The organism is Ornithinibacillus gellani (assembly GCF_003730295.1).
Taxonomy (GTDB): domain Bacteria; phylum Bacillota; class Bacilli; order Bacillales; family Amphibacillaceae; genus Ornithinibacillus_A; species Ornithinibacillus_A gellani.
The window spans coordinates 22,053-35,612 of sequence record NZ_QTSZ01000007.1 but is presented as its reverse complement, the minus strand read 5'-3'; the positions used below and the strand labels follow the sequence as shown (position 1 = coordinate 35,612).

At 43.0% G+C, this 13,560-nt stretch carries 11 protein-coding genes; 9 read left to right on the top strand and 2 right to left on the bottom strand.

Features of this window, described 5'->3' with window-relative positions:
- Window positions 1-14: 14 nt before the first annotated feature.
- Window positions 15-815, bottom strand: coding sequence for a molybdate ABC transporter substrate-binding protein (gene modA / locus DX933_RS01590; protein WP_123314731.1), 801 nt, complete (start codon window positions 813-815; stop codon window positions 15-17).
- A gap of 123 nt (window positions 816-938) precedes the next feature.
- Between modA and DX933_RS01585 the strand changes: the two genes are divergently transcribed.
- A complete protein-coding gene (locus tag DX933_RS01585) occupies window positions 939-1,856 on the top strand; it encodes a helix-turn-helix transcriptional regulator (RefSeq protein WP_123314730.1) in 918 nt (305 codons plus the stop codon).
- 26 nt (window positions 1,857-1,882) lie between these two features.
- On the opposite strand, the gene DX933_RS01580 is transcribed toward DX933_RS01585, so the two are convergent.
- Window positions 1,883-2,371 carry a DUF1189 family protein gene (locus tag DX933_RS01580; protein ID WP_123314729.1) on the bottom strand — a complete coding sequence of 163 codons (489 nt, stop codon included), beginning with the start codon at window positions 2,369-2,371 and terminating at the stop codon, window positions 1,883-1,885.
- A 305-nt stretch (window positions 2,372-2,676) separates the two neighbouring features.
- Between DX933_RS01580 and DX933_RS01575 the strand changes: the two genes are divergently transcribed.
- The 8 genes from DX933_RS01575 (at window position 2,677) to DX933_RS01540 (ending at window position 13,560) form a co-directional block, all read left to right on the top strand.
- Window positions 2,677-3,618, top strand: a complete 942-nt coding sequence (locus DX933_RS01575) for a YybS family protein (protein ID WP_123314728.1) — start codon at window positions 2,677-2,679, stop codon at window positions 3,616-3,618.
- A 159-nt stretch (window positions 3,619-3,777) separates the two neighbouring features.
- A complete protein-coding gene (locus DX933_RS01570; protein ID WP_123314727.1) occupies window positions 3,778-5,751 on the top strand; it encodes a DHH family phosphoesterase in 1,974 nt (657 codons plus the stop codon).
- On the top strand, window positions 5,748-6,194 hold the full coding sequence (gene rplI, locus DX933_RS01565; RefSeq protein ID WP_123314726.1) for a 50S ribosomal protein L9: 447 nt from the start codon (window positions 5,748-5,750) through the stop codon (window positions 6,192-6,194). The genes DX933_RS01570 and rplI overlap by 4 nt, the downstream gene beginning before the upstream one ends.
- A 35-nt stretch (window positions 6,195-6,229) precedes the next feature.
- On the top strand, window positions 6,230-7,594 hold the full coding sequence (gene dnaB / locus DX933_RS01560; protein ID WP_223805839.1) for a replicative DNA helicase: 1,365 nt from the start codon (window positions 6,230-6,232) through the stop codon (window positions 7,592-7,594).
- Between the two features lie 372 nt (window positions 7,595-7,966).
- Entirely contained in the window at window positions 7,967-9,466 is a 1,500-nt protein-coding gene (locus DX933_RS01555) for a M23 family metallopeptidase (protein ID WP_123314724.1), read from the top strand.
- 249 nt (window positions 9,467-9,715) lie between these two features.
- On the top strand, window positions 9,716-10,420 hold the full coding sequence (gene yycF, locus DX933_RS01550) for a response regulator YycF (RefSeq protein WP_123314799.1): 705 nt from the start codon (window positions 9,716-9,718) through the stop codon (window positions 10,418-10,420).
- 6 nt (window positions 10,421-10,426) lie between these two features.
- Window positions 10,427-12,262 carry a cell wall metabolism sensor histidine kinase WalK gene (walK, locus tag DX933_RS01545; RefSeq protein WP_123314723.1) on the top strand — a complete coding sequence of 612 codons (1,836 nt, stop codon included), beginning with the start codon at window positions 10,427-10,429 and terminating at the stop codon, window positions 12,260-12,262.
- Window positions 12,259-13,560: a YycH family regulatory protein gene (locus DX933_RS01540; protein ID WP_123314722.1), complete on the top strand. Its 1,302-nt coding sequence runs from the start codon at window positions 12,259-12,261 to the stop codon at window positions 13,558-13,560. The genes walK and DX933_RS01540 overlap by 4 nt, the downstream gene beginning before the upstream one ends.

Genomic DNA, 13,560 nt, shown 5'->3' with positions numbered 1-13,560 from the left:
TTCATCACCTGCAATTATTTGGTAAAGCCGTGTTTTGCTAAAATATGCTGGGCAGTATCTGTTGCCATAAATTCCATGAATGCCTTTGCTTCCTTCACATGTGGTGAATCCGCAATGACAGCGCCAGGATAAATGATTGGATCATGCATGCCTGTTTCTGCAGCGGCAAGTATTTTTATTTTATCTGAGCTTAAAGCATCACTTTCATATACAAAACCAATGTCTGCATTCCCAGTTTCTACATAGGTAAGTACTTGGCGAACATCTTTAGCGAGTACAAACTTACTTTCCATTGTATCCCAGAGGTCCAGATTTTTCAGTGTTTGTTCCGTATATTTGCCTGCGGGGACACTTTCCGGGTTCCCGATTGCCAGCTGGTCGATGTCTGCGGTATCGATGTCATGAAAGGATGAATAATCAATGGTTGCATCTTTACCGGTAATAAGCACCAGCTGGTTCCCAGTGATATCATCTCTCGTATCGGAAATGATTTCTGCTTCCGCCTCCAAGGTATCCATCCAATCCTGGTTTGCCGAGATAAATACATCTGCCGGAGCACCTTGCTGAATTTGCTGTGCTAGTTTCCCAGAGCTGCCAAGATTGAAGGACAGCTCTACTGGATGATTTGCTTCATATATCGCTTTTATTTCCTCCAATGCATCTGTCAGGCTAATAGCAGCAGAGATGGTCAGGCGTGTTTGATCTGCATTCTTTTGAGTCGTTGCTGAATGCTTCACTTGATCATTTTTTCCACCACAGGCAATTAAAACAGTCATGAGTAAAACGAGCGTAGCAAATATACGAAGCTTTTTCATGGAAACCCTCCTGGATATATCTATTTATAACCACTTATAATTAGTTATATTTAATTATAAATGGATTTATGTGAATAGCAAATGATAAAATATAAGAAATGAGCAGAATTCGGAGTTGATGACATGGCAAATGGGGAGTCATATACAACAGAGGACATTGCGCGCTTGCTGAAGGTTTCCAAGCTAACGGTTTATGATCTGATTAAGAAAGGTGAACTGAAGGCATATCGAGTTGGACGCCAAATGCGAATTGACGCTTCAGAATTGGAAAGTTATAAACAACGAGGTCAAGAGGTGCAAACCCCCGCTAGGACGGAGGGAAATAAAGCATCAAAAGCAGCCGCACAATCCATCGTCATCAGTGGACAGGATCATTGCCTGGATATTTTGGCGCGTCAGTTGGAAACGGATTATCATCAATCCTGTTTGCGATCCTATAGTGGGAGTTTGGATAGTTTAATTGCGATGTATGAAGGTAAGGTCGATATGGTCAGTACGCATTTATTTGACGGCGATACAGGGACATATAATATTCCCTATGTGCGGAAACTGTTTGTGAGTAAAGCGTTTGTGATCGTACATTTTATTAAACGGCAGGCAGGACTATATGTAGCAGAGGGCAATCCGAAAGCTATTCATGGCTGGCAGGATTTAGCCAAGCCGCATATTACCATTGTAAATCGGGAGGACGGTGCAGGGGCACGTGTCTTGCTGGACGAACAATTGCGTATGCATGGTATTCCCAAACAGGATATCAAAGGATATACCAATGAGCGAACCAGTCATTTAGCGGTTGCCTCTGCTGTTGCCAATGGACAAGCAGATGCAGGGGTTGGAATTGAAAATGTCGCCAAAGTGGCGGCAATTGATTTTATTCCCATGGTGGAGGAAAGCTATGACCTCGTCATGCTGCGAACAAAAGATAATGAATCATTTATACAGCAACTATTGGAAACCTTACGGGACAGCGAGTTCCAAGCAAAACTTCAAGCTCTCGGCTACGGAACCACCAACATCGGGGAAATCGCCTATGAGCAGTGAAAAGCCTGCAGCAAAAGAGCTGCAGGCTAGTTCCTTTTCCGACGCTTCGGATAAATAGAGATAATTTTGATTAAAAACAAGAAAACATAAATAATAATGAGCAGCATACAATGATCGCCCAATGGATACATAAAGGAAATCAATGCATAAAGCAATAAAGGAATCGTCGTCGCATAAGCAGACATTTTCCACAGAATAGAAAACCGCAATTTCCGTTGCATGATTCGGGTAATGAAGGTTCCGATATAGGCGATGATAGATAAAGCAATAAACACCATAATCGTTAGTGGCAGATAAGAAAACATAAAAACATAGATAAGCATGAATAATATATTTAACGATGCAGCAACCCCAGTAGGATGCGCAATCTGGTTAATCATCACAGGAAGTTGCACAAGGAATATTAACATAAACATGTAAATGACGGTGATATCCATCCCGGAACGATTTAATTTGAAAACTGCCTTCTTGCTGGGTAATCGTAAACTATCCAAAAAAGTTTGCCAAAAAATCATGAAATCCATCCTTATTCTATAAAACCATGATGCCTATATTATATATGATAAAACCGTTTCTGCGTACTACGACGGTGGCAATTCCGTGACAGCCATACATGCATCAACTTCAAATCCAATCTCCAAACCTAAAAACATCAAGCCTGGAAATCAGCCCCAAGAACATCTTATTCCCAAAAAACCAACATAACATGTTATTATAAGAAGATGAATCTGATTTTTTAATCGGTCAGTCATCTAGTTTGTATACGTTATTTTTCTTTAAATAGGATAAACGGGTTGGTATCTTTAATTGAGGTGTGAATATGAAACAAACGAAACCATTAGTTGAAGCGGCACTGCTGACGTCTATTTATATGATTGTGCTGCTAGTCTTTTTTTATGTTCCGTTGCTATCGTTTATCGTCATGTTTATGCTGCCGATACCTTTTGTCATTCTGGCGCAGCGCCAGGGCTGGCGGGGTTCCTTGTTCATGCTAATGTTAGCGAGTGCGCTTTCCATGCTGCTGGCAACAATCTTTTCCCTGCCAATTACCCTGTTGGCCGGTATTGGTGGAAGCATGATTGGGCTTGCGATTCATAAGGGGTCATCCGCGTATGAAACATGGGCACGTGGTACGGTCGGTTTTGTGATTGGCTTGGTACTGACATTTTTTCTGTCTACCTTTTTGTTTCAATATAATTTAACAGAAGCATTTAATGAAGCCATTCAGGAATCCCTGCAATTTAGCCGTGACATGTTTAATCAGGTTGGCCTAAGTGATCAGGCGGAACAACAACTGCAATTATTCGAGGAGCAGATTGGTTTATTCCAGAGCTTAATGCCAGTTTGGTTCGTGATGACAGCGATATTAATGGCTTTGGTTAGTCAATGGCTTAGCTATAAGCTGATTAACCGATTACAACCAGAGAAGCTCTATTTTCCCAAGTTTCAGGAGCTGCAATTTCCAACAGCCATTATCTGGTTTTACTTTTTGGCTTTGATTATTACGTTTTTCGATCCGGAGCCAGAGGGAATGGTCAATATAGGTGCCCAAAACGTCCTGATGCTTGCCGGGCTGTTTATGGTCATTCAAGGTTTTTCCTTTATTTTCTATTATGCCAATGAGAAAAAAATAACAAAGGCGATGCCAGTTATTGTATTGATTTTGTCACTGATTCTATCACCTTTATTACTTCCATTGGTACGAATCTTGGGTATAATTGATATAGGCTTTAAATTACGTGAAAGACTCTCACAGAAATAGCATATAAACGCCATCAGGCATGAATGGGACGAATCGGAAACACAGGCATAAGCGCGTGTGACGACTCGTCCTCTTATGTCCTAGAGGGTCGTAATCATATAGGGTAAGGGAAGGCACGTTTTTTTACATCAGGCGTGTGTCTGAATAGGAGCTGAAGTTATGGCGAATTTACAAAAAAAACGGGGACTAAGCAGTCATTTAATGCTCATTTATATGCTGTCATTGATTCTGCTAGTTGTCATCTGGTATTACCAGTGGATACTGGGCTTGCTGATGACACTGTTTTTGGCCGCGTCCTTTTATTACAGCCTGAAAACAGAAAAGGTGATGCATGATGAGACGGAACAATATATTACAACCCTCTCTCATCGTGTGAAAAAAGTAGGCGATGAAGCACTACTGGAAATGCCTATAGGTATCATTCTGTTCAGTGAGGATTATAAAATTGAGTGGACCAACGCATATATGAATCAGTTTGCCGAGGGGGATAATTTCTTTGGCAAATCATTAAATGAAGTGTCAGAAGACCTCATTCCAATGATCAATGAAAATTTAGAAGAGGTCTGGATAGAGCTTGAAGCATTTACCTTTCAAGCGTATGCGAAAAAGGAAGAGCGGCTCATCTATTTATTTGATCGAACCAAGCAGGCGGAAATAGAGCGTTCCTATGAAAATGAACGTGCGGTGTTTGCTATTATTTTTCTCGATAATTATGAGGAAATTACACAGACGATGGATGATACGGCGAAAAGTCGTTTGAACTCGGCTGTTACGACTTTATTAAATGAGTGGGCTCATCAATACGGTTTATATTTAAAACGGACATCACAGGAGCGGTTTTTAGCAGTTGGGACAAAGGAAATTTTGGAACGATTGGAGCAGTCTAAATTCGATATCCTCGACGAAGTCCGTGAATTGGATGAAGAGAATCGTAATCCGGTCACACTTAGCTTTGGTGTCGGCTTTGGGGCCTACGGTTTACCGGAGCTTGGTCAACTGGCCCAATCCAGCCTAGATTTGGCATTGGGACGTGGTGGTGACCAGGTCGTCATCAAGGAAGAGTCTGGTAAGGTGCGTTTTTATGGTGGGAAAACAAATCCAATGGAAAAACGTACGCGGGTACGGGCAAGAGTGATTTCTCACGCACTGAAAGAGCTGGTAACGGCCAGTGATCGTGTCATTATCATGGGACATAAATCACCGGATATGGATGCGCTTGGCGGTGCGATTGGGATTCTTAATTTGGTTCGAACGAATGGGGTGGAAGGACATATCGTCTTTGACCCGGATGATGTAGATATTGGGGTAAGCCGACTGGTGGACGCCATCCAAAATGATGCAGAGCTATGGCAGTATTTTATCGAACCATCCGATGCAATGGATCTTATTACGGATGACAGCTTACTTGTAGTAGTGGACACACATAAGCCGTCCATGGTCGCAGAAAGTAAATTATTACGTAAGGCGGCACATACCGTTGTAATTGACCACCATCGTCGTGGCGAAGACTTTATTGAAAATCCAACGCTTGTTTATATGGAACCATACGCGTCCTCTACAGCAGAGCTGGTGACAGAGCTGTTGGAATATCAGCCGAAAGGAAAGAAGCTGACGATGCTCGAGGCGACGGCAATGCTGGCAGGGATTATTGTCGATACGAAGAGCTTTACCCTTCGTACGGGCTCGCGTACGTTTGATGCTGCTTCCTACTTGCGCTCCAAGGGGGCTGATACGATTCTTGTTCAACAGCTGCTGAAGGAAGACCTGGATCAATATATTAGACGCTCGAAACTGATTGAGCATGCGGAAATTTATCATGAGCATATTGCCATTGCCAAAGCAGCTCACGGGCAAAAATATGGCCCAGTATTATTAGCACAAACAGCGGATACCTTGCTCACGATGAGTGGCGTAAATGCTTCCTTCGTGATTTCAGAGCGTAAGGATGGAAAGATTGGAATTAGTGCCAGGTCACTTGGCGATATTAATGTGCAGGTGATTATGGAGCGGATGCATGGTGGCGGTCACTTAACCAATGCTGCTACACAGCTGGAGGATACGACAATTGATGCAGCTGAAGCAGAGCTAAAAGGTATATTAGATGAATTTTATGAGGGGAGCAATCAAGAATGAAAGTAATTTTTATTGAAGATGTAAAAGGCAAAGGAAAAAAAGGCGAAGTAAAGAACGTTTCACTCGGATATGCACGAAACTACTTGCTTAAAAATAATCTTGCCATTGAAGCAACCCCTGGCAATTTGAAGGCGTTAGAGAATCAGAAGAAGAAGGACGAACAACAAGAGCAGCGTGAAAAAGAAGAAGCGATGAACTTGAAGGATAAGCTTGCTGAATTAAGTGTTGAAATCAAAGCAAAGGCTGGAGAAGGCGGTCGTTTATTCGGTTCCATCACGAGTAAACAAATTGCGGAAGAACTGAAAAAACAGCATAAGATCAAGGTAGATCGTCGTAAGATTGAGCTTGACCAACCAATTCGTGCATTAGGCTATACAGTTGTACCTGTGAAGCTGCATCCAGAAGTTTCCGGTAGCGTAAAAGTACATGTCGACGCACAATAGGTATGGTACAGCATGAAAAGAGGAGGAAAATGTCGATGGAAGCAGGACGCAGACCACCACATAATATTGAGGCTGAACAGGCCGTCATCGGTGCTATCTTCTTAGAGCCAGAGGCATTTTCAACGGCTTCCGAAATTTTGCTTCCGCAGGATTTTTACCGGGCAGGGCATCAACGGATATTTGAAGCGATGATGCGTCTAGCCGATCGTGGCGAGGCAATTGATGTCGTAACGGTCACCGCAGCGCTTGAGAATAGCAAAAATCTAGAGGAAGCTGGCGGCGTATCGTACTTAACAGAGATTGCAACGAGTGTACCAACTGCAGCAAATATCGGTTACTACAGCCGTATTGTCGAAGAAAAGGCGGTATTGCGACGACTCATTCGAACGGCAACAGATATTGTCACCAATTCCTTTGATAATGAGGATGCGGTCGAGGATGTCCTGAATGAAGCGGAAAAAGGTATCCTTGAGGTATCCGGCAGACAAAATTCCGGTTCCTTTAAACAAATTAAAGATGTACTCATAGAGGTATACGATAATATTGAACAGCTTCACCAATCGAAGACAGATATTACTGGGATTCCAACTGGATTCCGGGATCTGGACCGCATTACATCGGGGTTCCAGCGTAATGACTTAATCATTGTGGCAGCAAGACCATCTGTTGGTAAAACTGCCTTTGCCCTGAATGTAGCGCAAAACGTGGCCGTTAACACAGATGAAAATGTTGCGATATTCAGCCTGGAGATGGGCGCGGAGCAGCTCGTTCAGCGGATGCTTTGTGCAGAAGGTAATATCGATGCCCAGCGGCTCCGAAATGGACAATTGATTGCAGAGGACTGGGGCAAGCTTACGATGGCAATGGGTTCCTTGTCCAATGCTGGAATTTTTATTGATGATACTCCAGGTATTCGGGTCAGTGAAATCCGTTCCAAATGCCGTCGCTTGAAGCAGGAGCACGGACTTGGGATGATATTGATCGACTATTTGCAGCTCATTCAAGGTAGTGTCAATTCCAAGGAAAACCGGCAGCAAGAGGTTTCGGAAATTTCACGTTCCCTAAAAGGCTTGGCACGGGAACTGAACGTACCGCTTATTGCCTTATCACAGCTTTCCCGTGGCGTAGAGCAACGCCAGGACAAGCGTCCGATGATGTCAGACTTACGTGAATCTGGAAGTATTGAGCAGGATGCGGATATCGTTGGATTCCTATATCGTGATGATTATTATGATCAGGAATCTGAAAAACAGAATATCATCGAAATTATTATATCCAAGCAACGTAACGGTCCAGTCGGCACAGTCGAGCTGGCCTTCGTGAAGGAATACAATAAATTCGTTGACCTGGATCACCGCTATGATACGAGCGACATCCCACCTGAACCTATGCAGGTGTAAAGGAGTAAGCTAGATTTGGACATCCGAATCTAGCTTATTATTTTTGCTTGCTAGTGGTGGGGGTTCCAAGCGTAGTGAAGAATCCAATATTACAGTGGGATGACAAGAGGGACGTTTTTCGACAAAATCCGACTTGAATTTAGCGATACACATCAAATTTATCGTTGTAAAATGTTATAAATTGTAAGCTATTATACAGTTTCTTTACATTACCAAAATCGGCTATCTAATCCATTAGACCTATGGTAAATTAATAGTGGAAATCATATAGCTAGATTCGGCTTTGCTTTTTACATAGATTCATAAACAAACAGACCTTGAGAAAGTCTTACAGCGCAAGCAAAGTTCCGTTTTGGTAAGGAGGATACGAAGGTGTCAGGGGAATACAATCGAAAAGAAGGCTTAAATGGCCAGCTCCGTAGACAAAAAAAGCCGAGCGGTACATTTATAGCATTGATCCTATTGGCTATCTGTGTGCTTTTTTCTGTTTCATCGACTGCATGGGCAACAGGTAAGCTACAGACGGTTTACCACGTCTACGCAGATGATACATATATTGGCAAGGTGGACGATCAGGCAGTGGTAGAGCAATTTATGGAGGACAAGCTGGAAGCAGCGGCACAGGAGGAACCTTCCGTACATCCTGTTTTTGCGGAGGAGATATCCTTCGTTCCAGAAAAAATGTTCGAACCATCCTTTAATAATGACGAAACGATTGCTGCATTAGCAGGAAATCTTACGATAGCAGCAGATGCTGTGGAATTACGCATTGGCGGTACATCTGTCGGCTTTTTTCCAGATGAGGAAACGGTGCTTGCCGTGTTAACGGATTATGTCACCGCATTTGTAGATGAAAAGGATTTTGCAGGTATAGAAGTGGTTGATGGAGCGGAAGATGCTGTTTGGCAGGATGTACAGCTGACATTAAATAAAGGGAAAAAGAAGCTCGCGGTCGGCTATTCCGCTATTCGTGACGTGCAATTCTCAGAAACGGTACAAATCGGCAAGCAAAAAATGGATCCTGCTTCGCTATTAACGGAAAAACAAGGTGTCAAGCTATTGAAAAAAGGAACATTGGCGGAGAAGGTTCACCTCGTTCAGTCTGGTGAAGTATTAAGTGAAATTGCTGCGGCATATGATTTGTCGACGAAGAAGCTGCTGCAATTAAATCCGGATGTGAGGAAAAATGATGTCCTGAAAATTGATCAAGAGATTCAGGTGGAGAAACGAGAAGCTCTACTTGATGTTTTGGTAACCAAAGAGGAAAAACAGGAAAAGAACGTCGCATTTGAAACGGAAGTCATTGATTCCAAGGACATGTACAAAGGCGATGAAAAGCTTGAACAAAAAGGTAAAAAAGGAAAGAAAGAAGTTGTTTATTCGATAAGCCTAAAAAACGGCAAGGAAGTTAGCAAAAAGAAAACGGCTGAAAAAGTCATCAAAAAACCAGTGGATAAGATCATTGTCAAAGGTACGAAGGTGGTGCCATCACGCGGAACCGGCAAGCTATCCTGGCCAACGTCTGGTGGATATGTTTCCAGTCAGATGGGGCAGCGCTGGGGCAGGATGCATAAAGGAATTGATATTGCGCGCCCAAGTAATCGTGCCATCACAGCAGCCGACAATGGTGTTGTCACATCTGCCGGCTACCAAGGTGGCTTCGGAAATAAGATTGTGATTAACCATAACAATGGCATGCAGACCATTTACGCCCATTTATCGGCCATCCAAGTCAAGCCGGGACAGGTCGTTGAAAAAGGAACGAAGATTGGTGTCATGGGATCCACTGGAAACTCAACAGGCGTCCATTTGCATTTTGAAGTCCATGTGAATGGCGCATTGAAAAATCCACTGAGCTATTTAAATAGATAAGATACCCGCAAGCTAGTCCAGGCAAAGCATGTAGCGCCTGACTGGCTTGCTTTTCTGTTGGGTAAAAGTCACCCGCCAATTTCACCATCTGCCAAAAAAACAACCCAATCTGCTGGGGATAATTTTGGTGAAAGACTTTTTGGTCAAAGTACGTTAAAATGTACGAAAGGGCGTTATTTTGTTACAACAGGAATGATGCATGAAAACATATAGATGAAGTTTATTATGAGGAAAAGGGAAGTGAAGGAATTGGCACAGAAGATTTTAGTTGTCGATGATGAACAGCCTATTGCTGATATATTGAAATTTAATTTGGAAAAAGAAGGTTACGAAGTCGTTTGTGCGTATGATGGCGATGAAGCGATTGAATTGGCGGAAGCAGAGAATCCGGATTTAATTTTATTGGATATTATGCTGCCGAATCGGGATGGCAATGAGGTTTGCCGCGAAATTCGAAAAACGAAGACCGTACCGATTATTATGCTGACTGCAAAGGATTCAGAGATTGATAAAGTGTTGGGTCTCGAGCTTGGAGCAGATGACTATGTGACAAAGCCGTTCAGCAATCGTGAACTGATTGCGCGGGTAAAGGCGAATCTGCGTAGACAGCAGCAAGTACCGGATGACACGATGAAAGCAACGAAGGATATTGAGATTGGCAGCTTGACGATTCATCCAGATGCATATACGGTTTCGCGGAATGGTGAGGAAATTGAATTGACCCATCGTGAATTCGAGCTATTGCATTATTTGGCACGTCATATTGGACAAGTGATGACAAGAGAGCATTTATTAGAAACGGTTTGGGGCTATGATTATTTTGGTGACGTTCGTACAGTTGACGTAACGGTAAGAAGACTGCGCGAAAAAATCGAGGAGAATCCAAGTAATCCGATGTGGATTGTAACCCGCCGTGGCGTTGGATACTATTTGCGTAATCCAGAGCAGGAGTAGGTTAACATGCGTAAGGTTGGTTTTTTTCGATCGATTCAAATCAAATTTATCATCATTTATATTTTATTATTGCTCATTGCGATTCAAGTGATTGGCTCCTATTTTGCGACTAAGCTGGAGCAAGGACTTACGGAAAGTTTTTTAGAAACCGTTGATGAGCGTGTAAAATTGCTGAGCTATAATTTAGAGCAGGCATTTAATAAAGAACGGACAGATGATGACCAGGAACCAAGTCTGCAGGAAGAAGTGCAGGCAATTGTTGAAGGCGGGGATACGAATGATATCACTCGCCTTCAAGTCGTGAATTTACAAGGTCGGGTACTCGGGACGAATGATTCCCTCAACTACGACATCATCGGTAAAAAAACGACGGAAGATATTATTCAAAAAGCACTCTTACTCGGTATTTCACCGGATCGAATGATGCAGGACCCAAAGGCAAATGAACGTGTCTTTGTCAAAACGGTGCCACTGTACAATGAAACGAAGGAAAACATTGTTGGAGTCATCTACTTGGAGGCTTCCTTAGAGGGTGTGTATGCCCAATTACAGGAAATCAATGAAATCTTCTTAAAGGGATCCGTTTTGGCCATTGTCATCTCGGCCTTGCTTGGTGTACTCGTCGCACGAACGATTACGAAGCCAATCAAGGAAATGCGGGAACAGGTCCAGACGATTGCCCGTGGAGACTTTTCGGAGAAGGTAAATGTGTACAGCTCTGATGAAATTGGTCAGCTTGCTGGCACGTTTAATGATATGAATGACCGCTTAAAGCTAAGCTATGCCACAATTGAAAAAGAACAGCAGAAACTGAGTACTGTACTGGAAAACATGTCAGAAGGTGTTATTGCGACCGACCGTGGCGGGGCCATTACGTTAATGAATGAAGCTGCCGGCCGGTTAATTGGTCAAAGTCCTGAGGAAAGCATGGACCAGTTTATTTTGGATGCCTTGCGCTTGGATGAGAAGTTTGTCGATGTGAGTGAATTAGCTGATACTGGTTCCATGATCATTGATTTTAGTGAGGATGAGGATGTTTATTTACTCAAGGCTAATTTCTCCACCGTTGTGGATGAGGATGATACGATTACCGGCTTTATCATGGTGCTCAGTGACGTAACCGAGCAGGAGAAGCTGGAACAGGATCGTCGTGAATTCGTATCGAATGTATCGCACGAGCTCAGGACCCCACTCACTACGATGCATAGCTATATTGAGGCATTGACAGAAGGGGCTTGGGAGGATAGGGAAATTGCTCCGAAGTTCTTGGATGTAACCCAAAATGAAACGAAGCGAATGATCCGCATGGTGAATGACTTACTGCAGTTATCGAAAATGGATAACAAGGAAAATGAATTACACCGGGAGCGGACGGAATTTATTGGTTATATGAGTGGTATTGTGGATCGCTTTGAAATGAATTTACCAGAGCATATTGCGCTGAAGCGTGACTTCCCAGCTGGGCGTTACTTTGTCTGGATGGATAAAGACCGGATGACACAGGTGCTGGATAATATTATTTCCAACGCAATTAAATATTCCCCTGAAGGTGGTCGCATTACCTGTCAAATCGTCAAGCAGAAGCATCAGCTGCTGATCAGCATTGCGGACGAAGGGATGGGGATTGCCTACGACCGCTTGGATAAAATCTTTGAGCGCTTCTTCCGGGCCGATAAAGCACGGACAAGGAAGCTTGGTGGTACAGGACTTGGTTTAGCCATCGCCAAGGAACTGGTAGAGGCGCATCATGGTCGAATCTGGGCAAAGAGTAAGGAAGGTAAAGGAACGACCATTTACTTTACACTGCCGCTAATGGGCCAGAAGCGGAGGCGCTACGAATGAATTTTGAAGTAATCAAGACGTATATATTATGTATTTTAGTTGGGCTAAGCCTCCTGCTAACCTTTAGCTTATGGAATTATAATCCGCGCTATGATTATTTAAGTGACTCGGATTACTTGGATGAAATTGATTTTGGCGGAGAAGTTTTATCCAAGAAAGAAATCATTAAGCCGTCCACCTTTGTTTTTAAACAGGGTTCCAATTATTATGGTTTTAGTAACCCAAAGCTAATGGAATCCCTGTATCATGATATGCAATCCTGGCATTTGGAGAATTTCCAAGTCGGACCGGTATCCAAGCCGCCAACGAATAATGAACAGGTGATCATTCGTTTTTCAGATGCGTTGCCATTAGAGGTTTTGTCTAGTTTGACCTCCTTGGAGGATGTGGAATTCCCAACGTGGCAATTTGATACGATATATATCACATTAGATACGGTTCGTTCCACCTTGCAGCTTCAAGTGATGTCGACAGATGGGCAGAAACGGGTCACCGCGACCGTTAATAATGCGACGAAATTTCAGCTCATCCAAAACTATATGAATGATCGGGAGAAGCTGGTGGATTATGTTCGCTATGATGTAGCAGAAAAACCGCTATTTATTCCAATGGAAGCGGTGAAGATGATCCGCAGGCCAGTGACAATCAATACGATTCCCGCGCGTTCGATTGTCAATGCGCTATTTAATAATCCGCAATCCGCACGAAGAAATGTGTCACCGAATGTGAATGAAGTATATTACACAGACGGGCAGCGTGGATTAACGATATTCCAGGAATCACGGCATATGGAATTTTATAATCCGATACAAGCTGGAACGGAGCAACTGGATGCGGTCAGTTTATTGGATCGAAGCATTTTGAATATTAACGAGTTCAAGGGCTGGAAGGCAAATGAATATCGTCTGGAAAAATTAAATACACCGTTGCAGCAAATATCTTATCGCATGCATTATGAGGGGTATCCGGTCTTTAGCAGTAATGATATTACGACGATTGACCAAACCTGGGTCAACCAGGAGCTGTCTTTATATGATCGTCCGTTATTCAGCTTGAATTATTCCTTTGAAGGGACACAGGACGTATTGCCATCTGGTCATGAGGTCATTGAATTTATCGAGGAAAATGACAAGTATACGCCAGAGCTCATTTCCGATATTCAGATCGGCTATCGACTCAATCATGAGGACAGTACATTGTATAATTACACGTTGCAGCCTGCCTGGTATATGAAATACAACGGCAATTGGAAAGAAATCAATATTAGCGATGACTATATGGATCGAGGGGTGGAATAA